Consider the following 21,430-nt stretch of genomic DNA (forward strand, 5'->3'; position numbering starts at 1 on the left):
GCCGTTGGGCCACTTTGCGGTGATCGCACCGCCGCTTTACAGCCACTTTCACGCGTTGCAGGCGTTAGCACAAACGCTGCTGGCGCGTGGTCATCGCATCACCTTCATCCAGCAAGCCGACGCCCGCACCTTGCTCAGCGACGAACGCATTGATTTCGTTGCAGTAGGACAGCAAACGCATCCGGCCGGTTCGCTGGCGCCCGTGCTGCATCGGCTGGCTTCGCCGGGCGGCCTGTCGCTGTTTCGCGTAATCAACGATCTCGCCTCCTGCACCGATATGCTGTGCCGCGAACTGCCAGCGGTACTGAAATCGTTGAACATTGATGGTGTGATCGCTGATGAAATGGAAGCAGCAGGCGGATTGGTCGCAGAAGCGCTGCATCTGCCGTTTGTTTCGGTGGCCTGCGCCCTACCGGTCAACCGTGAAGCCGGCATTCCGCTGGCGGTGATGCCCTTCCGTTATGCTCAGGATGAAAAAGCGCTGAAACGTTTTCAGGCCAGCAGCGATATCTATGATCGCATCATGCGTCGCCACGGCGACGTCATCCTCAAACACGCGCGGGCGTTCAATTTGACGGAGCGGCGCGGATTGCATCAGTGCCTTTCGCCGCTGGCACAAATCAGCCAGATGGTGCCCGCCTTTGATTTTCCGCGTCAGCAACTGCCGGCCTGCTATCACGCCGTCGGACAACTGCGCGCGCCGCTTGCGGCAGCGCCGCTCAATGCGCCCTGGCCGGCGCTGCGCCAGCCGGTGGTTTACGCCTCGCTGGGTACGCTGCAAGGCCATCGCTTCCGCCTGTTTTTGCATCTGGCACAGGCGTGCCGCCGCCAGCAACTTTCGCTGGTGATCGCTCATTGTGGGGGATTGAACGCCGATCAGGTGCACAAGTTGCAACTGGCTGGTGCAGCGTGGGTGACGGATTTTGTCGATCAACGTGCCGCCCTGCAACACGCGCAGCTTTTTATTACTCATGCCGGATTAAACAGCGCGCTGGAAGCACTGGAATGCGGTACGCCGATGCTGGCGCTGCCCATTGCCTTTGATCAACCCGGCGTGGCAGCGCGCATTGAATGGCATGGCGTTGGACGGCGCGCATCGCGCTTTAACCGCGTTCATCAACTGGAGCAGCATCTGCTACAATTACTTACCGACGATCGCTACGCGTTACGGATGTCAGCGATACAGGCACAGTTGCAGCGCGCAGGCGGCTGCCAGCGTGCGGCCGACATCGTCGAACAAGCGCTGTGCCAGCAGCAAGTTGTGCTGGCGGAGGCCACCTGATGCGTGCGCACTACGATGTGATTCTGGTCGGTGCCGGACTTGCGAACGGTTTGATTGCGCTGCGTCTGCGCCAACTGCACCCGCAGCTCAAATGCCTGTTGCTGGAGAGCGACGCACATCCGGCAGGCAATCATACCTGGTCATTTCATCAGAGCGATCTTAGCGCCGATCAGCTGCGCTGGCTGCAACCGCTGATCACGGCGCATTGGCCTGGCTATCAGGTGCGTTTTCCCGCGTTGCGCCGCAACCTGGACGGGGATTATTGTTCCATCGCGTCAGGCGATTTTGCCCGGCATCTACTCGCGGCGATGGGTGACGATCTGTGGACAAATGCTGCCGTTAAACAGGTAAAACCCACACAAGTGACGCTGGCGGATGGGCGTGAACTTGATGCGCAGGTGGTGATTGATGGCCGCGGCCTGCAGCCAACGCCGCATCTGCAGCTGGGTTATCAGGTGTTTCTTGGACAAGAGTGGCAGCTGGCGCAGCCGCACGGCCTGCAGCAGCCGATCCTGATGGATGCCACCGTCGATCAGCAAGCGGGCTATCGTTTTGTTTACACGCTGCCGCTCAGCGCCGATCGGTTACTGATTGAAGATACGCATTACGTTAATCAACCTACGCTGGCGGAGAACTCCGCTCGTCAGCACATCGCTGACTATGCCAAACAGCAAGGTTGGCGGCCTGGCACGCTGCTGCGTGAAGAGCACGGCATATTACCGATTACCCTGAGCGGCAATATTGATCAATTCTGGCAACAGCAGCGCGGCCAGCCATGCAGCGGCCTGCGCGCCGGACTGTTTCACGCGACAACCGGTTATTCTTTGCCGTCCGCCGTGGCGCTGGCGGAGTTGGTAGCCACGCTGTTACCCACCGATGCCAGCACGCTCAGTCAACACATCGAACGCTTTGCCCGTCAGCAGTGGCGCGAGCAGCGATTTTTCCGCCTGCTGAACCGCATGCTGTTTTTGGCCGGTAAGCCGCAGCAGCGCTGGCGTGTAATGCAACGTTTTTACCGGCTCAATGCCGGGTTAATTAACCGCTTTTACGCCGGACAACTTCGTCTGCATGATAAAGCGCGGATTCTGTGCGGCAAGCCGCCGGTGCCCATCGGTGAAGCGCTGCACGCGCTGTTGAATTCTGTCGAACCAGGGAAGAAAAAATGAAACGCACTTATGTGATTGGCGCAGGCTTTGGCGGCCTGGCGCTGGCGATTCGCCTGCAAGCGGCGGGCATACCAACCACCTTACTCGAGCAGCGCGATAAACCGGGCGGACGCGCCTATGTGTTTGAAGATAGCGGTTTTACCTTTGATGCCGGGCCCACGGTGATCACCGATCCCAGCGCTATCGAAGAGTTGTTCACGCTGGCGGGAAAATCGCTCAGCGATTACGTCGAGCTGATGCCGGTCACGCCCTTCTATCGCCTGTGTTGGGAAGATGGCAAACAGCTCGACTACGACAACAATCAGCCGCTGCTGGAGCAGCAGATCGCTACCTTCAATCCACAGGACGTCGCGGGTTATCGTCAGTTCCTCGCCTATTCGCGCGAAGTATTCAAAGAGGGTTATCTGAAACTCGGCACGGTGCCGTTTCTGCAGGTGCGTGACATGCTGCGTGTTGCACCGCAGCTTGGACGTTTGCAGGCGTGGCGCAGCGTCTACAGCATGGTGGCGAAATTTATTCAGGACGATCACCTGCGGCAGGCGTTTTCCTTCCACTCATTGCTGGTGGGCGGTAATCCTTTTGCAACGTCATCAATCTATACCTTAATTCATGCGCTGGAACGTGAATGGGGCGTATGGTTTCCGCGCGGCGGCACCGGCGCGCTGGTAAAGGGCATGGCGCGACTGTTTGAGGATCTGGGTGGCGAGCTGTTACTGAATGCCGAAGTGAGCCAGCTGGAAACCAATGAAAATCGTATTAGCGGCGTCCAGTTAAAGGATGGACGACGCTTCGATGCCGCAGCCGTAGCCTCCAATGCCGACGTGGTGCATACCTACGACAAGCTACTACGCCATCATCCGCTAGCAATGAAACGTGCGACATCGCTGAAGCGTAAGCGCATGAGCAACTCGCTGTTTGTGCTCTATTTTGGCCTTAATCAACCGCATGAACAGCTCGCTCATCACACCGTCTGTTTTGGTCCGCGCTATCGCGAATTGATTGATGAGATTTTTAATAGCAGCCAACTGGCAGAGGATTTTTCACTCTACCTGCACGCGCCCTGCAGCAGCGATCCGTCGCTGGCACCACCCGGCTGCGGCAGCTTTTATGTGTTGGCGCCGGTGCCGCATCTCGGCACCGCTGACATCGACTGGCAACAGGAAGGACCGCGCTTGCGCGATCGAATTTTTGCTTATCTGGAGCAGCACTACATGCCGGGATTACGTCAGCAATTAGTGACACACAGGATGTTTACGCCGTTTGATTTTCGCGACACGCTGCATGCCCATCACGGCTCGGCATTTTCGCTGGAGCCAATTTTGACGCAAAGCGCCTGGTTCCGACCGCATAACCGCGATGCCGATATCAGCAATCTCTATCTGGTGGGTGCGGGTACGCATCCGGGCGCGGGCGTGCCCGGCGTAATTGGTTCCGCCAAGGCCACCGCTCAGCTGATGCTGGAGGATCGCGCTGAATGAATCGACAGCCTTTACTCGAGCAAGTGACACAAACCATGGCGGTGGGCTCGAAGAGTTTCGCCACCGCCGCCAGGCTGTTTGATGCACCGACACGCCGCAGCACGCTGATGCTGTATGCATGGTGTCGTCATTGTGACGATGTGATTGATGGGCAAACGCTGGGCGAAGGCGGCACGCAGCATGCGGTCGAAGATGCACAGGCACGCATGCAGCATCTGCAGATTGAAACCCGCCGCGCCTACAGCGGCGCGCACATGGATGAACCGGCGTTTAGGGCGTTTCAGGAAGTGGCGCTTATTCATCAACTGCCGCAACAGCTGGCGTTTGATCATCTGGAAGGCTTCGCCATGGATGCGCGCGACGAACACTATACGAGTTTCGACGACACGCTGCGTTACTGCTATCACGTCGCGGGCGTAGTCGGTTTGATGATGGCGCGCGTAATGGGCGTGCGCGACGAAGCGGTGCTCGATCACGCCTGCGATTTAGGGCTGGCGTTCCAGCTTACTAACATTGCGCGCGATATCGTCGAAGATGCCGAAAATGGTCGCTGCTATCTGCCGCAAGCCTGGCTCGATCAGGCGGGATTACGCGCCGATACGCTGACAGCACCGCAACATCGTGCGGCGCTGGCCACGCTGGCTGCGCGTTTAGTGACGGAAGCGGAACCCTATTATCACTCGGCGCGGTTCGGCTTGCCGGGTTTGCCGCTGCGCTCGGCGTGGGCCATCGCGACGGCACGCGGTGTTTATCGCGAAATCGGGGTGAAAGTTCAGCACGCCGGTGTTCACGCCTGGGATTCACGACAGCGCACCAGCCGCGGCGAAAAACTGGCGCTGCTGGTGAAAGGGGCCGGCCTGGCGATCACTTCGCGTGTGGCTCGTCCGACGCCACGTCCGGCTGGTCTGTGGCAGCGTCCTCGTTGATTTTTCTCCCGTGGCGCTGACGCAGCGTGGCTTGCAGCTTATTGAGCGGTGGCGCGTAGAGGAAACCAAACGACACGCAGCCTTCACGCCCGCGCACTGCATGATGCATGCGGTGCGCCATGTATAAGCGCTTGAGATAGCCTTTGCGCGGGATATAGCGAAACGGCCAGCGTTGATGCACCAGGCCATCGTGCACCATGAAGTAGAGCGCGCCGTAGGTCGTCATCCCGGCACCAATCCACTGCAGCGGCCACATGCCTTGCACGCCGACATAGATCAGCACGATCGCCAGCACCGCAAACACCACCGCATACAGATCGTTAAGTTCAAACTTGCCGCTGTGCGGTTCGTGGTGCGACAAATGCCAGCCCCAACCCCAGCCGTGCATGATGTATTTATGCGACAGCGCCGCGACGATTTCCATCACCACCACGGTTGCCAGCAAGATAAGCACGTTCCATAACCAGAGCATTGTTCGTCCATTTGTGGAAAAGGGAAATACTAAAGGTGGACGCGGATGAGCGATGGCGCAAGGTTTACCATGTTTAGAAATTTTAAAAGTCCATAGTACGTTAAGAAAGCTGCATTGCAGAGAGCGCAGATTTCACCCATACTCACCACACTGATTTATACACGTGTTAACTACACGGGGGATTTATGCCTTCTACAGCCGTAAGACAAAAAAAAACTGTCAGTGTGACACTTGAACCTGCATTACTCGAGCAGGCTAGAGAAGCAGGGCTCAATTTATCCGCCATCCTATCTAAAGCTTTGCAACATGAAATTCGCACAACCCAAGCGGAAAGATGGAAGCGTGAAAACAGTGAAGGTTTGCAGGAACTCAATCGCATAACCGAAGAACACGGTTTATTGTCGGATGAATACAGGACGTTTTAGACATGCAATATTTTATTTATCGCAATACCAATAGGAACAGCGAGTACCCTTATCTGGTAGACGTTCAAAGTGAGATTATCGGCGAACTGGCGTCACGAATCGTTATCCCGCTCTACCCTCTAAAGCAGTTTAAAAAAAAGCAAGTTGAACGACTTAATCCGGTAATCAAGGTTGAAGGCGAGGAATTTCTGGTCATGACTCACGAAATGGCCAGTGTGCGCGTGTCGCTTCTAGGCGATCAGGTGATGGATGCACGTGTGTATCGCCAGCGGATTAAAGACTCGGTTGATTTTGTCTTTGATGGGTTTTGATACTTTACATCCTAAAAGCCCCTCGTTAGTATTGCCCTCCTTTCAGCAGTTAATCGCCGCTGCGTAAGCGTTAACGTCAACCAACGCACCATAAGCAGACTCGCTCTGCCTCATTGCTATGGTGCGAAAATATGACCCACACCGTTTTATCTGCGAATCCTGCTCTGCGTCGTTCTGGTTTTTTCCTGTTCTTACTGCTGCTGACAGCGGCCAACTTGCGCACGCCTATTACCGCGGTTGGCCCGGTGCTGGAAAACATCCGTCTGACGTTTGGCTTGAGCGCCAGTGCGGCGGGCGTGATCAACTTCTTGCCGCTATTGATGTTCGCTACCTTAGCGCCACCCGCAGCATGGTTCGGCAACCGTTTTGGTCTTGAGCGCAGTTTATGGGGCGCATTGCTGCTCATCACGCTGGGATCGATTCTGCGTATCAGCGGCAGTGAAAATGCGTTGTGGGTGGGAACGATCATCCTGAGCTCGGGGATTGCGGCGGCCAACGTGCTGCTGCCGCCGCTGATTAAGCGTGATTTCACCGAACACACCGCGCGATATGTTGGCTTGTACGCGATGACCATGGCGATCACCGCCAGCATTGCATCGGGCGTGGTGGTGCCGCTGGCAGAGCTGAGTCGCGCGGGTTGGCGACTCTCATTAGCGGTGTGGCTGATGCCGGCGATTATCGCGCTGTTAGCCTGGCTGCCGTACCTGAAAAAACCAGCGTCTCAGACAAAAAACAGCGCCAACGGCACATCAACGCGCTCACCGTGGCGCGCGGCCTTAGGCTGGCAGGTTTCGCTGTTTATGGCCTGCCAGTCGCTGGTGTTCTACACCTTGATCGGCTGGTTTACGCCTTTTGCGCAAGACAGCGGCATTAGCCAGCTGGAAGCGGGTGGCATGCTGTTTGTCTATCAGATTGTGGCCATCGTTTCGAACCTGGCCTGCATGAGCGCACTGAAAAAAATGCACGACCAGCGGATGATTGGTTTTCTCGCATCGCTATCGATTTTTATCGCCGTCGCGGGACTGTTAATGGCACCGCAATACGCGCTGCCGTGGCTGATTCTGGCGGGACTGGGCGCCGGTGCATCAATGGTGATTTGCCTGTCGCTGTTTAATCTGCGCACCCATGATCATTTGCAGGCTTCGAAATTGTCGGGCATGGCACAGTGCGTCGGTTACGGATTAGCGGCGCTGGGCCCGCTCTGTTTTGGCCTGCTGCATGATGTCAGCGGCAACTGGCAGTGGCCGCTGATGCTGCTGTTGGTGATTGCGGGGTTGCAGATGATTGTGGCTACGCTGGCTGGGCGTGCGCGGGTTATTTAACCTGGAAATCATCCAGCGTGGTGCGGGTCAGAGGATCTTGCTGAGTGGCGCTTAGCAGTGAATCAAGCAGGCCCGGGAAACGGGCATCGAGATCGTCGCGCCGCAACGACAGCAGGTTTTCACGTCCAGAGGGTTTCTGCCAGATAATGCCGCCTTCGCGCAGCACGCGCCAGTGATGGGTCAACGTGGATTTGGAGACGCCTTTCAGCAGCGATCCGCAAGTATGTTCGCCGCCGTCCGCCAGAATGCTGATTACCGTCATGCGCATCGGGTTGCCCAACGCCGCCAGCACATTCTCCAGCCTGATTTCGTCGCGCTGTGGATGTTTTTCCAGCATGGCGTGCCTCTTAATAGTGGGTGAACCACGGATTATCAGGCAGGCAAGGCTCGATGTACAGAACACGGCGAGCGGTTGCCCGCCGTGAGTTTGACATTACTGGCTAAGGGTTTGCTTAAGTGCCGCAATCGAGGAGGTCACGCCCGCTTCCACCGACATGGTGAGATCTTCCATTTCCAGCGATACCCAGTCGTTGTAGCCCATCATGCGTACCACCGAGAAGAACTCTTTCCACCACTGCAGATCCTGGCCGCAACCAACGGCAACATAGTTCCAGGCGCGATTGGCGACATCTTCCACCGGTTTGGTTTCCAACAGACCGTTGATATCCACCAGCCCGCGCTCCAGACGCACATCTTTGCCGTGACAGTGATGAATTGCCGGACCGAGTGCGCGCGCTGCCGCAATCGGGTCCGCGCCCATCCACAGCAGATGGCTGGGATCGAGGTTGAGGCCCACCATCTCACCCACCGCGTCGCGCAGACGGAACAAGGTTTCCGGATTCCACACCAGCATCGAACTGAAGTTCTCCAGCGCGAATTTCTCCACGCCGCTCTCTTTAGCGCGCTGTACCAGCCCTTGCCAGTAAGGGATCGCCACTTCATTCCACTGATAATCGAGGCAGTTTTTCAGCGTCGGCGGCCAACTTACGGTGTAAGTGATCCAGTTTGGAATGGTGTCGTGCGGGCTGGCGGGCGGCAAGCCGCTCATCATGACGATTTTCTTCACCCCCAGTTCTCCGGCCAGCGCCAGCGCGTTTTCCGTATCGCGCTTATGTTTGTTGCCTAATTCGCCTGGATCGAGCGGATTACCCGACACATTCAGCGCCGCAATCGACATGCCGCGGCTCTCCAGCGCCTGCAACAACTGTTGACGCTGCGTGGCGCTGCCGAGCAACGCTTCGGTACGCAGATGCGGCGCTGGTGACCAGCCGCCGGTCGTCATCTCAACGCCGTAAACACCCAGCTCCAGCAATTTATCCAGCATCTGTTCAAACGGCAGATGACCCAGGCTATCGGTACAAAACGAAAGTTTCATGGCAATCCTTATTCGTAGTTAACCCAGCTCGCGCCGTTGTCCGCAGAACGCACGCAGTTTTCGATCCAGCGCACACCTTCAATTCCGGCGTTGATATCGGGATAGATCAGGTTATCGAGCGTGGTTTGGTCGCCCTGTTGAGTGGCGTGGATGGCGATAGCAAATTTCAGATAGATATTGGCCCAGGATTCCGCCAGGCCTTCAGTGTGCAGCGCGCCCAGGCGTTCATCGGCCAGGGCGCTTTCATGCAGGTACGGCATGCCGTGATGCATAATCTGATTCGGCTGGCCCTGCACTTCATATTTCAGCTCGCCTGGGTTGTAGTCGCTCCACTCCAGGCTGGCGCGCGAACCAATCACGCGAATACTTTGGCTGTCCATCGAACCGGCATTAATCGATGAGGCCCACATGCGCCCTACCGCGCCGTTGTCGTAATGCATCAGCACCATGGCGTTATCTTCCAACGGCGCGCGCGACGGAATGAAGCTTTGGCGATCGCATAGCAGCGATTTCACTTTCAGTTCTGGCAACACCAGCTGGGAGATGTAGAAGGTGTGCGTAGAGATATCGCCGAGCACAAAAGACGGACCGGCAATCTTAGGATCGACGCGCCATTTTTGCGCTTCGCTAAATTTGTCGGCGCTGTCATTAGCGCTGAAGCCGTGGGTGTATTGCAGCTCCACCATGCGCACATCACCAATTTCGCCGTTGGCGATCATCGCCCGCATCTGCATCAGCAGCGGATGGCCGGAGAAACCGTAGGTCACGCCAACGATCAGCCCTTTTTCCGCCGCTAATGCTTTAATTTCCAGCGCTTCGGCGGTAGTGAAGAACAGCGGCTTTTCACAAATGACGTGAATACCGGCATTCAATGCCGCTTTAGTGATCTCAAAATGAGTGCCGTTTGGCGTGGCGATGGACACCACTTCAACGCCATCTTCACGCTTTGCCTCTTCAGCCAGCAGCTGCTGATAAGTGGCGTAGCAGCGATCCGCATCGAGCCCTAAGTTGACACCGAAATCGCGGCCACGCTCGGCATCGATATCAAAGGCGCTGGCCACCATCTGATACGCTGTGTTATCACGCAGCGCACCGCAACGGTGTTTATAACCCACCTGGCTGAGACGGCCGCCACCGATCATGGCCCAGCGCAGTGGGCGTGGAATACTCTTTTCACCGATGAGCATAACAACTCCTGTTTATTTTGCACTCGGGTGCAAAATGGTTGAGGTAAGAGGTCAGAGATTAATTTTTAGCTGTTTTACTATTTTGCTACCGGGTGCAAAATAAGCTGCACACGACAGGTTAAAAATGAGATTTGCTTGGTAGTGGTGAGCAAAATGTCAGCTAAGACGACTTTTTAGTCAATCTGGCAAAGTGCAAATCAGCGAAATCGATCACAAAAAGTTAATGAAATGCACCCGATTGCAAAAAACGTTGCAATCGGGTGCAAAGATCAAACATAATCGCAACATCCTAAATATAGGGTTATTTGTCGCGCTTTACGCCAATTGCGTGCGCTTAGGTGTTTATTTTCCGTTGGGATTCACGTTCAATGCTGGGGGTCTCCGCTTTTTCCCCTATGCAGGTGCTATGAGTAAACCAACCGCAAAATCTCACAAAGCCACCGCCAGCGATGTGGCAAGACTGGCTGGCGTCTCGAAATGGACGGTATCGCGTGCCTTTACGCCCGGCGCGTCAATTTCCGAGAAAGCGCGCGAACGCGTAATCGCGATTGCCACCGAGCTGGGTTATCGCCCTAACCTGCTGGCCCGCAGCCTGTCGCAGAAGAAGACACAGATTATTGGCGTGGTGATCGACGAGCTGAAAAATCCGCACTCGATGCTGATGCTCGACACCGTCACCCGCCAGCTACAGCAGCGCGGCTACATGGCGCTGCTGCTGAATATTGGTAGCGGTGAAAACTACCGCGCGGTGCTGTCGCTGGCCGATCAGCTGCAGGTCGATGGCATGCTGTTTCTCGGCACGGTGCTGAGTGATGAGCTGGTCGCCGTGGCGCGTGAAATGCACCACATTCCGCTGGTGCAGGTGTGCCGTAACAATGACGAGCCGGATATTGAAGTGGTCAATATCGACGGCTTGCAGGCGGGCAAACAGCTGGGCGAACTGCTGCTGGCGCAAGGTTATACGCGCATCGGGTACATGATGGGCCCGGCCACCAGCAGCCATCACACGCTGCGTTTGGAAGGTCTGCAACTTGCGCTGAACCAAGCTGGCCTGGCGCTGGAAGTGCTGCTCACCGCCGGTGAATACGCCCGCGAACGCAGCTACGCGGCGCTGACTGAGTATCTCAATGCGCACGCGCCCGATCAGCGGGTTGAAGCGCTGTTTTGCGAAAACGATGTGCTGGCGCTCGGCGCGCTGGCGGCCTTGCGCGAAGGTGCAGGCAACAAATTCATGGCGGTGGTGGGTTTCGATGACATCGATGAAGCCAGCTTGCCCAACTGGCAGCTCACCACCTTCAGCCAGCGTATTGATTTGATCATCACTGAAGCCCTGAACCGGCTGATTGATGAACGTGCCACTCCGGGTGGCGTTTGGTCTCAGGGAGAATTGCGTATTCGACGCTCTCACCTGAAGCCGTGAGGTAACAAGGAGGAGAGATGAAGTTGTCGTTGCATGGCGTGTCTGTTTGGTACAGCAATGCCGTCACTCAGTTACGCATCGCCCATGAGACTGGCTTTAGCGGGCTGGAGATCCTGCCAGAACATCTGTATCGCTATCTGGATAACGGTGGCAGCTATGCTGCCTACCGCGATCTGATGGCGAAATACAGCGTCGATATTACCTGCATCAATGCGCTGAAACGTATTGGCCGCCATGAGCCGGAAGCGCGAGCTGAGCTGCTGCGCGAAGCGGAAAAAATCTGCCAGGCCGCGGTGGAACTGCGTTGTCCGGTGGTGCAAATCATGGCGCTGACCGAACTCGATCATCTTTCCGCCGCCGAGCGTGATGCCATCCTGCTGGAGAATATCTCCGCCATCGCCGATATCGGCGCACCACACGGCATTAAATTCCAGATTGAAGTCGTCGCCTTCACCGCGTTCAATTCGCTGCAACACGCGCTGGATCTGATTAAACAGAGCGGCAAAGACAATCTTGGCGTGGTGGTGGATTTCTGGCACCTGCATGCCGGCGGCGGCACCACGCCTGCTGAAGTGGCGCGCATGGATAAAGATCTGATTTACGGCGTGCATTTCTGCGATGGCCGCGCGGCCAAGCCGGGTGAAGCCTGGGATGAGTGGGTACAGCGCGACTACGCACCAGGCCAGGGCGATGTGGATATTGCCGCCTGGGTGGCGGCGGTAAAAGCTACCGGCTACGACGGCGTTTGGTCACCGGAATTATTAAGCCCGCAAAACTGGGAAGACGATTTATGGGATATTTCCCGTCACTGCTATGAAGATATGAATAAATATATTCATTAACATAAAGGGAGCCCGATAAACGGGTTTCCCGTAAATACGGTCACCATAAATGGCGACCGTATATTTACCCTACCTCTGAAAAAACAATAACGAACGCAGATTCGTCGCTAGCGCCTGCGCGCTATTTGCGCACGGTCATTGCGTCTGAAATATCTGAACGTCGTGCTCTGTCAATATTCATCTGTTGAAGTTTAAGGGATAAAAAGTATGAACCGAAGAGAAGCGCTCTTTTCGCTCAGTGGAATTGTGGCATCCCTCGCCGTCGCGCCGCAGCTGCGGGCGAAAGAGCTGCACAATGTCCCGCTGGAAACCCAACTCAGCACCGATCACCTGCCGCAACCGGCATGGCAAGACGGTTATCAGGTGCTCACCAATCCGCTGGATCGCCTGAATCTGGCAGCCATTTTTGACCGCCTAATCCCCGCCGATGACCTTGGCCCGTCCGCCAGTGAAGCGGGCGCGATTGAATTCCTCGATAACCAGTTAGCCGGTGATTATGGCTCTGGCGCGGCGCTCTATTTGCAGGCGCCGCTGCATCCGGAAAATGAAGCGGCATTGATGGGCAGCCCGCAATTTCTTACCCCGCCAAAAGCGCGCTACTTAACCGGTTTAGCCGCGCTGGAAAAGTGGGCGCAGCAACAGCATCAGGCTTCATTCCATACCTTATCAGCTGAACAGATCGATACATTCCTGACAGCAATGGAAGACGGCAAGATCGATTTAGGAAAAGACGTGAATAGCCAGGCGCTGTTTGAATTAATGCTGCAAAACGCGCGCGAAAGCTATTTAGCGGATCCGATTTATGGCGGAAATAAAAATATGGTGGGTTGGAAGATGATCGGTTTTCCCGGCGCACGCTATGACTATCGCCCTTATATCGAACGCCGCAACGAAAATCTGGCGCTTATTCCCGTCAGCCTCATTCCTAACGATTAAATAGCCGGAGCTGAGTCAATGTCATTAGTTAGAAATAAAGCTGACGTGGTCATCGTCGGCTTAGGTTGGGCCGGTTCGGTAATGGCGGAAGAGCTTACCCGCGCGGGACTTAACGTGGTCGCCATTGAACGCGGTGCCTGGCGCGATACTTCGACCGATTTCCCGGTCGCCATTGATGCCGATGAACTGCGTTTCCACACGCGCCGCAAAATCCTGCAGCCGATGAGCGTGGAAACCACCACCTTCCGCAACCGCAGCGATCAGCTAGCAGCGCCGGTGCGTAACTGGTCAGCGTTTCAGTTTGGCTGGAACGTTGGCGGTGCAGGCACGCACTGGGCCGGCATGTCATGGCGCTTTACGCCGTGGGATTTTGAAGTGGCGAAGCAAACCCGCGAACGTTACGGCGCGAAAAAGATGCAGGGTTTGCAGCTGCAGGATTGGGGCGTGACCTACGACGAAATGGCGCCGTTCTACGATCGCTTCGAGCGTATTGCGGGCACTTCCGGTATCGCGGGCAATCTCAACGGCCAGCCACAAAAAGGCGGCAATATCTTCGAAGGCCCACGTTCGCGCGACTATCCAACCCCGCCGCTGAAAGATACGCACTGGATGAGCAAGTATCGCAAAACCACCGAAAGCATGGGGTATCACCCGTTCACGGTGCCGGCCGGTAATCTGTCGCAAGCTTATGTCAATCCGCTCGGCGTCAGCATGGGTCCGTGCACCTATTGCGGCTTCTGCGACTTCCACGGCTGCGGCAACTTCTCCAAGTCATCGCCGCAAGCGTGCATTCTGCCGGTACTGATGCGACGTCCAAATTTCACGCTGCTGACCGAAACGGAAGTGTTGCACGCCGTAAAGCATGACGACGGTAAAACGGTGAAAGGTGTGAAATTTATCACCCAGGATGGCGTGGAGGGCTTCCAGCCGGCGGATATCGTCTGCATCACCGCTTATCAGATGGATAACGTGCGTCTGATGCTGCTCTCCGGCGTGGGCGAACAATACGATCCGCTGACCGGTCGCGGCACCATTGGCCGTAACTACAACTATCAAACCTGCTCCAGCGTCACCGGCTTCTTCGATAACGAATTTATGAACCCGTTCATCGGCGGCGGCGCATTGGCGGTGCAGATTGATGACTTCAACGGCGATAACTTCGACCACAGCGATCTCGATTTCATCGGCGGCGCGGGCATCATGGGCTTCTCCACCAACGGTCGTCCAATTCAGAACATGAACGGCCTGCGTCCCGGCACCAAACGCTGGGGCAGCGAGTGGAAAGCGGGCTACAAGCGCGATTACCAAACCGCCGGTACCATCTTCTGTCAGGGCACCTCGATGCCGATGCGCGAAGCCTATCTCGATCTCGATCCCAACTACAAAGATCGTCACGGCCAGCCGCTGATCCGCACCACATTCGACTGGAACCAGAACGATGTGCGCATGGCGAAATTCGTTACCGATCGCGCCATCGACATCATGAAAGAGACCGGCGGCCAGCATATCGTGGTGGATAACCAGGCGGAGAAGAGCTGGAATCCGTACCAGCAGCACAGCTCGCACACCATTGGTGGCGCGGTGATGGGCAGCGATCCCAGCACCTCCGCACTCAATCCCTATCTGCAAAGCTGGGATGCGCACAACCTGTTTGTGGTCGGCGCATCCGCCTTCCCGAACAACGGTGGTTATAACCCGACCATCACCATTGGTGCGCTGGCGGTGCGTGCTGCGCAGGCGATCCACCAGAAGTACATCCATAATCCGGCACCGCTGGTGGGGGCGTAATCATGGCGAAAGCAAAGAAAATTACCTACACGCTCGCCGCATTGGCGGTGATTGCGGGCATCGCGGCGTCGGGCCGTTTGTGGGTGGTGTTAGACAGCGCGCGCTCAAACGTTGCCGACGACAACATGCAGTTGGCCGATTTCCACAGCAATGACGATGCCGCTATTAAACGCGGTGAGTACGTGATGCGCCTCGCCGACTGTGCCGCCTGTCACAATGCGGACTTCTCCGGCGGCTACACAATCGATACGCCTTTTGGCGCGCTGCAAACCTCGAACATTTCACCAGACCGTGAAACCGGCATCGGCAACATGACCGAGCGCGATTTCTTTAACGCGGTGCGTCAGGGACGCGGCGAACACGGCTTCCTCTATCCGGCGATGCCGTACACCGCTTATACACAGATGAGCGATGATGATATGCACGATCTTTGGGCCTACTTTTCGGCACAAAAACCGGTGCACAACGCCATCGATGAAAATGCGGGCATGAATTTCCCCTACAACATTCGCCTGGCAATGGCTGGCTGGAACCTGTTGTTCTTCGATAACAGCGCGTTCAAGCAGCAAACCGCGCAGAATGATGAGTGGAATCGCGGCAAGTATATTGTTGATGGTCCGGCGCACTGCAGCGTCTGTCACACCGCGCGCAACGCGCTGGGCGGCGAAATCAGTAGCCAATATCTGCAAGGTGGCAATCTGGGAAGCTGGTACGCGCCGGATATTACGCCGAATCCTCATGCTGGCATTGGCAAATGGAGCGACGCGCAGATCGCTGACTACCTGAAAACCGGTTCGAACGGTGCAAGCGTGGCGGCGGGTCCAATGGCCGAAGCGGTCGAGCACTCGACGCAATATTTTAACGATCGTGATTTGCACGCTATCGCCACTTATCTGCGCAGCTTACCGGCTTCTTCCACGCCGCAAGCCGCCGGATTCGTGATGGATAAAACGCGTCACGATCGGGCCGCACTGCGCTATGAAGTGGATTGCTCGGCTTGTCACGGGTTGTCGGGTGAAGGTATCACCGGCATGGTGCCCGCCTTTGCGGGCAATGGCGCGATGCAGAACGATCCCACCAACATGATCCACGCATTGCTGGACGGTGCCCGCGCGCCGCACACCGCAGACCGACCAACGTCCGCGGGCATGCCGGCATTCTCCTGGAAGCTTAACGATCAGGAAATGGCCGATGTGCTGAACTACGTGAGGAATTCGTGGGGTAATCAGGCTGCCGAGGTGAAAGCCAGCCAGGTCGCCGATCTGCGCAAAGCCACCGGCGCAAGCGCTAAGCTGAAAGTACCGGTGATGAAATAGCGTTTCTTCACCGAGCTTCTGGTTACCTTTCAGAGTCGTTGCTGGTCGCTAACCAGCAACACTTTCAGGATACAAGGGTTGCCATTTATGGCGACCTTTTTATCGATGCATCAGCGCAGCAGCTGAGTAATCCCCCACAGCGCTAACGCATGATCGTCTGCAGACGGTAAACCGCTGATGGTGACTGCACCAATAATCGCGCCCTGAGCAGTGAGCAGCGGGAAAGAACCACCGTGATCGGTGTAATCTTCCTGGCGGATATTGCGCTGCTGCGCCATACGCTCGCCCTTCTGTTCATTCATAAGCCCCACATACATCGAAGAGTGGCCGGTCAACAGCACGGTATTACGCTTACGACGCATCCATTCCAGATTTTCTGGGGCGGATCCTGGCAACGCCGCCAGAAACAGCACCTGACCAAACGCATAGACTTCGATAGCCACAGGCGCATTGTCTTCACGCGCGCGCTGCTGGATGCTTTGGCCGATTTGCCACGCTAAATCGAAATCAAACTGCGGTAAACGATGCTCGGCTTCCTGCTGCTGCAAGGTTTCTAAGGACGGCAGCGATGACATGATAGAATCCTCTCAATTTGAAATAAATTTTCCATATTTTATATCATGGAATGAATTTTTCGCATGTGATGAGGTTCTCACTTCAGATTGTGCTAACCGGAATCGCACCGTAATGCACCGCGAGCCACACCGTTGGGCCCTTGCTGTCGGTCCAGTTGACGCGATGGCGGCAGCCAGCTGGGATCTCGACAAAATCACCGACCTGCAAGTGACGCTCCTGCGTTTCCCCTTCCAGCTGCAATCCTGCCGATCCTTGTAACACCAGCACCCATTCCCCTTGCGTCTGGCAGTACCAGAAATCGGGCGGACTGGCTTGTCCGGTAGAAACGATGCGTTCAATATGCAGATTGGGCTGCGTCAGCAGCGCTTCAAACGTCTCTGCGTTGCCGTTCTGTGCGGCGGCGGGGAAATCGCGAAACAGGTTAGTTATCATCGCGCGGGCTCGACATTTAATGAAATCAGCCCGCACTGTAACGCAGGCTTCACCCAGAAGGCTCACAGAATTTTGCGCCGCCGATTGACGCGCTGCGCGCAAATCACCATCATCCTGGCCAATATTGGTTACACGGAGTGTGAAGGTGTCGGAACTCAGTAATGCATTGCTTGAAGAGATTGTCAGCGAAGTTCGTCCGCTCACCCAGCAGGGAAAAGTGGCGGATTATATTCCGGCGCTGGCCGGCGTGGATGCCGATCAGCTCGGCATCGCCATTTGCACGCCCGACGGACGCTGTTTTCAGGCGGGCGATGCCGCGACGCGCTTCTCCATCCAGTCGATCTCCAAAGTGCTGTCGCTCAGCGTGGCGCTTACCTTGTATGAAGAGGGTGAAATCTGGCAACGCGTCGGCAAAGAGCCGTCCGGACAGGCATTTAACTCGCTGGTGCAGCTGGAGCTGGAACAGGGCAAACCGCGTAATCCGTTTATCAATGCCGGTGCGCTGGTGATGTGCGATCTGCTGGAAAGCCGCCTGACAGCACCACGCCAGCGCATGCTGGAAATTGTGCGTCGTCTGGCGCAGCAAAATGACATCCATTACGACCGCGTCGTTGCGCGCTCCGAATACGAACATTCGGCACGCAACGCTGCTATCGCCTGGCTGATGAAATCCTTCGGCAACTTCCATAACGATGTCAGCAAAGTGATGGAAACCTATTTTCACTACTGCTCGCTGGCAATGAGTTGCCAGGAACTGGCGCGCACCTTTCTCTATCTCGCCAATCATGGCCGCACGCAGGATGATGAATCAGCGGTGATCTCACCGCGCCAGGCACGTCAGGTCAACGCGCTGATGATGACCAGCGGCATGTACGATGGTGCCGGGGAATTCGCCTGGCGCGTGGGCATGCCAGCGAAGTCTGGCGTCGGCGGCGGCATTGTTGCGGTGATCCCCGGTGACATGAGTATCGCCGTCTGGTCGCCGGCGCTGGATCATTCGGGCAACTCTTTAGCGGGCACCGCGCTGCTGGAGAAACTTACCGAGCGATTGGGAAGATCGATTTTTTAGACAATGTGGTTAGTGTGATCCGAAGAATGCACGCAATTGGTTTGCCAGATAAGGCACTCCGGCTTCGCCAGTTGCTGCCATGACCGTCAATTCGACTAATTCAGGCCGGTCATGTACGCGTATTCCATTACGCTTTAAAAACAACATGGTTACGTTAAGCGAGGTTCTCTTATTCGCATCGGCAAAAATATGCCCGCGTGAGATTGCCACCCAATAGGTTGCTGCAAGCTCAAAAATATCCTGAATCCCTTCGTAATATTCACGATTAATAACGCGGGCAACAATAGCTTCTGCTCTTCCGGGATCGGACATTCCTGCAACACCGGCATAACGCTTTAAAAGGTAATCGTGAAGTGCGATAACCTCCTCGGCAGAAACGTGAATCATCTATCTGTTAACGCTTTATTAGATGCATCAAACTCACCCATTAACTCTGCGAATTCAGCATCCAGTACGGCTTTTCGATACGCCTCGAAACTGGCTTTGCTGATGACAACCGCTGAGTCACCGCTGCGTCGAGTAATTTCAACGGCCTCGCCTGCAATCGCCTGGTCCAAAACCTGAGATAAATTCTCTCTGGCGCTGGTATAAGTAAACTTGTTCATAATACCTCCAACATGTACAGGTGAATGGTACATCTCTTGACCTTTGTCATCAATGGTATTTCCTGACGCGATGTTATGTTTCCGCTCTGTTTTTATCAGGTTGCATTAACGTTAACAGCCGCATCTCTTTAAGTGACTATTTTCAAAAGGTGCGAATTTTTTCTTAAATAGCCTCTATTTTTTTAACCCATCAACGTCAATCGCGTTACACTTCCGCCTCATTTACGGAATCATCCACTAGCAACCATGACGTTTACACATCACTTCCGCCAGCGTTTGACTGCCTGCGTCGCCATTGTGGCGGTGCTGCTGCTGTTCGTCGCGCCGATTGTGTCGAAAACGTTGATGGAGCGTCAAAGCCAGCTGCTGGCGATGCCGCAGCACAGCATGATGGATAGCTCAATGAGCCATCATGAAATGATGATGGCGGATATGCCGATGCCCGGCATGAGCCATCACATGATGGACGACGGCGAGTTTGCCTGCGGCTATTGTGATCTGCTGGTGCATGTCCCGCTCCTGATGTGGGTGTTTATTCCGTTTATCTGGCTGATCATGGTGATCTCGCGCGCCCCGCCGCTGCCCCACGTGGTTGCGCCGATTGTGCGTCGCGTTAGCAGCATTCATCGTCCGCGCGCCCCGCCTGCACCGCTTTCCTGCTGACCTCTTTTATTGCAGCGCACGCTCAGCCTGAGCGATGTGCTAAGACAATTTCTTTTTGGAAGGAAGACGGCTTTGTCTGCTGCTCACTCTGCAGCACCGCGCGGCGCGGTGCTTAATTTGCTACGTCGCTTACATTTTTATATTGGTCTGTTTGTCGCCCCGTTCATCTTTGTTGCGGCGCTCAGCGGCACGCTTTATGTGTTGACGCCCCAGCTGGAAAACCTGATTTATGCCGATGCGCTAACCGCTGAACCTCAAGGCAACGCGCAGCCGCTGTCGGCACAAATCAGCGCGGCCCGTGCCTATGCGGGCGAAAATCAGCACATCTACGCGGTGCGTCCTGCGCCGGGCACAACGGATACCACGCGCGTGCAGTTCAGCGACGCCACGCTCGGTGCATCACTGTCTCGCGCGGTGTTTATCGATCCCTACAGCCTGAAAGTGAAAGGCGATATGCCGGTTTACGGCACCAGCGGTGTGTTGCCGCTGCGCACCACCATCGACTTACTGCACAGCAGCCTGCTGCTTGGCGATTTCGGTCGTAACTACAGCGAACTGGCGGCGTCCTGGCTGTGGGTGGCCGCTCTCGGCGGCGTGGTGCTGTGGCTGGGAACGCGTCCGAAACGTAAGCTGAAGCAACCGCGAAGCGGTTTCGCCTTCAGCCGCCACTGGCACATTACGCTCGGTCTGACGCTGGCGATCGGTTTGGTGTTCTTCTCGGTGACCGGCCTGACGTGGTCGCAGTGGGCGGGCGGTAATATCGATCGCATGCGTACCGAACTGAACTGGCTGACGCCACAGGTGAATACTTCGCTCAACAGCGATGCGCCTGCTGCACCGGCCAATCCGCACGCCGATCACATGCCGGATAGGGATATGCCGGGCATGAGTATGCCGATGTCGTCGATGACCAAACCAACGGCAGCGCCCGCCAAACCGGCGCGCAATAACGCCGCTGATGCCGACTGGGATCGCGTGCTGAATGCGGCGCGTCAGGATGGACTGAGCGCGGCGAAGCTCGAACTGCGTCAGCCGAAAAGCGCAGATAACGCGTGGGCGGTGACGGAGATCGATCGCAGCTGGCCTACGCGAGTTGATGCGGTGTCGGTGAATCCGCAGGATTTTAGCGTGGTGGATCACGTCTACTTTGCCCGTTTCCCGCTGGTGGCGAAGCTGACGCGCTGGGGCGTTGATGCGCATATGGGCGTGCTGTTTGGTTTACCCAATCAGCTGCTGCTGGCGTTCTTTGGCCTGGGTTTATGCAGCATGATCGTGTTCGGATATCGCATGTGGTGGATTCGTCGGCCAAAAGATGTCGACGCGAATCCGGCACAGACCCTAACCGAAACCTGGATGGCGTTACCGCATTACGCCAAAGTCGCCTGGTTAATGGTGGCGCTGGCGCTGGGTTATGCGCTGCCGGTGATGGGCGCGAGTTTGCTGGCGTTCCTGCTGCTGGACATTCTGCGCTGGCGCAAACAGCAACGCGCACCGCTCGATGAAGCCGCGCTGTTGGCTTCACAGCAATCTCCGCTGGGCATTATTCGCGCGCGATTTGCCGTGAAGCGTAAAGAGATGCGCTACTTCCTGCGCGGTTTGTTTATCCTGGCGCTGATTGTCGGCACGGTGATGAGCAATGCGATTATCGGCGGCGTTATCGATCAATATGGCATTCCGTTCAGCCATTGGTCGCTGACCATGTACATCACGCAGGGCTTTATGATTGCGTTGTACACCACGGTATTTACCGCGCTGACGTCGATTCCGCTGTGGTATTTCTTCCTCGGCGAAAAGGATGATCGGGGATAAGTGCGTGGAGTTTAACGGTGCGCAGGAATG

General features: G+C 56.1%; 23 protein-coding genes. 15 read left to right on the forward strand and 8 right to left on the reverse strand.

The window, feature by feature from the left end:
- Positions 1 to 4: 4 nt before the first annotated feature.
- From PO881_RS21160 to crtB, 4 genes are read left to right on the forward strand one after another with little or no spacing between them, the layout of a single operon-like run.
- Positions 5 to 1,282 (forward strand): glycosyltransferase, encoded by a 1,278-nt coding sequence (locus PO881_RS21160; RefSeq protein WP_280173277.1) that lies wholly within the window; start codon positions 5 to 7, stop codon positions 1,280 to 1,282.
- Complete coding sequence (gene crtY / locus PO881_RS21165) at positions 1,282 to 2,448, forward strand: lycopene beta-cyclase CrtY (RefSeq protein ID WP_280173278.1); 1,167 nt, start codon at positions 1,282 to 1,284, stop codon at positions 2,446 to 2,448. Before PO881_RS21160 ends, crtY begins: the two co-directional genes overlap by 1 nt.
- The gene (locus tag PO881_RS21170) at positions 2,445 to 3,926 is read left to right on the forward strand and encodes a phytoene desaturase (RefSeq protein ID WP_192413424.1); all 1,482 of its coding nucleotides are present in this window, start codon (positions 2,445 to 2,447) and stop codon (positions 3,924 to 3,926) included. The genes crtY and PO881_RS21170 overlap by 4 nt, the downstream gene beginning before the upstream one ends.
- Positions 3,923 to 4,852: a 15-cis-phytoene synthase CrtB gene (crtB, locus tag PO881_RS21175; protein ID WP_280173279.1), complete on the forward strand. Its 930-nt coding sequence runs from the start codon at positions 3,923 to 3,925 to the stop codon at positions 4,850 to 4,852. Before PO881_RS21170 ends, crtB begins: the two co-directional genes overlap by 4 nt.
- On the opposite strand, the gene PO881_RS21180 is transcribed toward crtB, so the two are convergent.
- Positions 4,791 to 5,324 carry a sterol desaturase family protein gene (locus tag PO881_RS21180; protein WP_210080072.1) on the reverse strand — a complete coding sequence of 178 codons (534 nt, stop codon included), beginning with the start codon at positions 5,322 to 5,324 and terminating at the stop codon, positions 4,791 to 4,793. The two genes, crtB and PO881_RS21180, sit on opposite strands and share 62 nt — an antisense overlap.
- 185 nt (positions 5,325 to 5,509) lie before the next feature.
- Between PO881_RS21180 and PO881_RS21185 the strand changes: the two genes are divergently transcribed.
- The 3 genes from PO881_RS21185 (at position 5,510) to PO881_RS21195 (ending at position 7,382) form a co-directional block, all read left to right on the forward strand.
- Positions 5,510 to 5,749: a type II toxin-antitoxin system CcdA family antitoxin gene (locus tag PO881_RS21185; RefSeq protein ID WP_192413436.1), complete on the forward strand. Its 240-nt coding sequence runs from the start codon at positions 5,510 to 5,512 to the stop codon at positions 5,747 to 5,749.
- 2 nt (positions 5,750 to 5,751) lie between these two features.
- Positions 5,752 to 6,060: a CcdB family protein gene (locus PO881_RS21190; protein WP_101761119.1), complete on the forward strand. Its 309-nt coding sequence runs from the start codon at positions 5,752 to 5,754 to the stop codon at positions 6,058 to 6,060.
- A 131-nt stretch (positions 6,061 to 6,191) separates the two neighbouring features.
- Entirely contained in the window at positions 6,192 to 7,382 is a 1,191-nt protein-coding gene (locus PO881_RS21195; RefSeq protein ID WP_280173280.1) for an MFS transporter, read from the forward strand.
- Here the strand turns inward: PO881_RS21195 and PO881_RS21200 are convergent.
- The 3 genes from PO881_RS21200 to PO881_RS21210 all read right to left on the reverse strand — a co-directional run bounded on the left by PO881_RS21200 (position 7,375) and on the right by PO881_RS21210 (position 9,944).
- Positions 7,375 to 7,719: a helix-turn-helix transcriptional regulator gene (locus PO881_RS21200; RefSeq protein WP_280173281.1), complete on the reverse strand. Its 345-nt coding sequence runs from the start codon at positions 7,717 to 7,719 to the stop codon at positions 7,375 to 7,377. The two genes, PO881_RS21195 and PO881_RS21200, sit on opposite strands and share 8 nt — an antisense overlap.
- 96 nt (positions 7,720 to 7,815) lie before the next feature.
- Entirely contained in the window at positions 7,816 to 8,757 is a 942-nt protein-coding gene (locus PO881_RS21205) for a sugar phosphate isomerase/epimerase (protein ID WP_192413442.1), read from the reverse strand.
- Positions 8,758 to 8,765: 8 nt separating this feature from the next.
- A complete protein-coding gene (locus PO881_RS21210; protein ID WP_110867019.1) occupies positions 8,766 to 9,944 on the reverse strand; it encodes a Gfo/Idh/MocA family oxidoreductase in 1,179 nt (392 codons plus the stop codon).
- A gap of 406 nt (positions 9,945 to 10,350) precedes the next feature.
- Here PO881_RS21210 and PO881_RS21215 point away from each other — a divergent pair, with 406 nt between their 5' ends.
- From PO881_RS21215 to PO881_RS21235, 5 genes are all read left to right on the forward strand, one after another.
- Positions 10,351 to 11,364 (forward strand): LacI family DNA-binding transcriptional regulator, encoded by a 1,014-nt coding sequence (locus tag PO881_RS21215; RefSeq protein WP_101761124.1) that lies wholly within the window; start codon positions 10,351 to 10,353, stop codon positions 11,362 to 11,364.
- A 17-nt stretch (positions 11,365 to 11,381) separates the two neighbouring features.
- Positions 11,382 to 12,206 carry a sugar phosphate isomerase/epimerase family protein gene (locus tag PO881_RS21220; RefSeq protein ID WP_101761125.1) on the forward strand — a complete coding sequence of 275 codons (825 nt, stop codon included), beginning with the start codon at positions 11,382 to 11,384 and terminating at the stop codon, positions 12,204 to 12,206.
- 207 nt (positions 12,207 to 12,413) lie between these two features.
- Complete coding sequence (locus PO881_RS21225; protein WP_280173282.1) at positions 12,414 to 13,142, forward strand: gluconate 2-dehydrogenase subunit 3 family protein; 729 nt, start codon at positions 12,414 to 12,416, stop codon at positions 13,140 to 13,142.
- A gap of 18 nt (positions 13,143 to 13,160) precedes the next feature.
- Entirely contained in the window at positions 13,161 to 14,930 is a 1,770-nt protein-coding gene (locus tag PO881_RS21230; protein WP_101761127.1) for a GMC family oxidoreductase, read from the forward strand.
- Between the two features lie 2 nt (positions 14,931 to 14,932).
- Positions 14,933 to 16,246 carry a cytochrome c gene (locus tag PO881_RS21235; RefSeq protein ID WP_280173283.1) on the forward strand — a complete coding sequence of 438 codons (1,314 nt, stop codon included), beginning with the start codon at positions 14,933 to 14,935 and terminating at the stop codon, positions 16,244 to 16,246.
- A gap of 110 nt (positions 16,247 to 16,356) precedes the next feature.
- Here the strand turns inward: PO881_RS21235 and PO881_RS21240 are convergent, their stop codons facing one another.
- Both PO881_RS21240 and PO881_RS21245 read right to left on the reverse strand, forming a co-directional pair.
- Positions 16,357 to 16,821, reverse strand: a complete 465-nt coding sequence (locus PO881_RS21240; RefSeq protein WP_210080080.1) for a heme-degrading domain-containing protein — start codon at positions 16,819 to 16,821, stop codon at positions 16,357 to 16,359.
- 82 nt (positions 16,822 to 16,903) lie between these two features.
- Positions 16,904 to 17,254, reverse strand: coding sequence for a cupin domain-containing protein (locus tag PO881_RS21245; protein WP_192414734.1), 351 nt, complete (start codon positions 17,252 to 17,254; stop codon positions 16,904 to 16,906).
- Positions 17,255 to 17,399: 145 nt separating this feature from the next.
- On the opposite strand from PO881_RS21245, the gene glsB reads away from it, so the two are divergent.
- Positions 17,400 to 18,323, forward strand: a complete 924-nt coding sequence (gene glsB / locus PO881_RS21250; RefSeq protein WP_280173284.1) for a glutaminase B — start codon at positions 17,400 to 17,402, stop codon at positions 18,321 to 18,323.
- A gap of 9 nt (positions 18,324 to 18,332) precedes the next feature.
- On the opposite strand, the gene PO881_RS21255 is transcribed toward glsB, so the two are convergent.
- Together PO881_RS21255 and PO881_RS21260 are read right to left on the reverse strand one after the other, a co-directional pair.
- Positions 18,333 to 18,710 (reverse strand): type II toxin-antitoxin system death-on-curing family toxin, encoded by a 378-nt coding sequence (locus PO881_RS21255; protein WP_271460590.1) that lies wholly within the window; start codon positions 18,708 to 18,710, stop codon positions 18,333 to 18,335.
- Complete coding sequence (locus tag PO881_RS21260) at positions 18,707 to 18,928, reverse strand: type II toxin-antitoxin system prevent-host-death family antitoxin (protein WP_110867236.1); 222 nt, start codon at positions 18,926 to 18,928, stop codon at positions 18,707 to 18,709. Before PO881_RS21260 ends, PO881_RS21255 begins: the two co-directional genes overlap by 4 nt.
- Before the next feature lie 246 nt (positions 18,929 to 19,174).
- Between PO881_RS21260 and PO881_RS21265 the strand changes: the two genes are divergently transcribed.
- On the forward strand, positions 19,175 to 19,591 hold the full coding sequence (locus tag PO881_RS21265) for a DUF2946 domain-containing protein (protein WP_137387179.1): 417 nt from the start codon (positions 19,175 to 19,177) through the stop codon (positions 19,589 to 19,591).
- 72 nt (positions 19,592 to 19,663) lie between these two features.
- Entirely contained in the window at positions 19,664 to 21,400 is a 1,737-nt protein-coding gene (locus tag PO881_RS21270; RefSeq protein ID WP_280173285.1) for a DUF2534 family protein, read from the forward strand.
- Positions 21,401 to 21,430: the final 30 nt, after the last annotated feature.

The organism is Pantoea sp. SS70, from assembly GCF_029866845.1.
Taxonomy (GTDB): Bacteria; Pseudomonadota; Gammaproteobacteria; order Enterobacterales; family Enterobacteriaceae; genus Pantoea; species Pantoea leporis.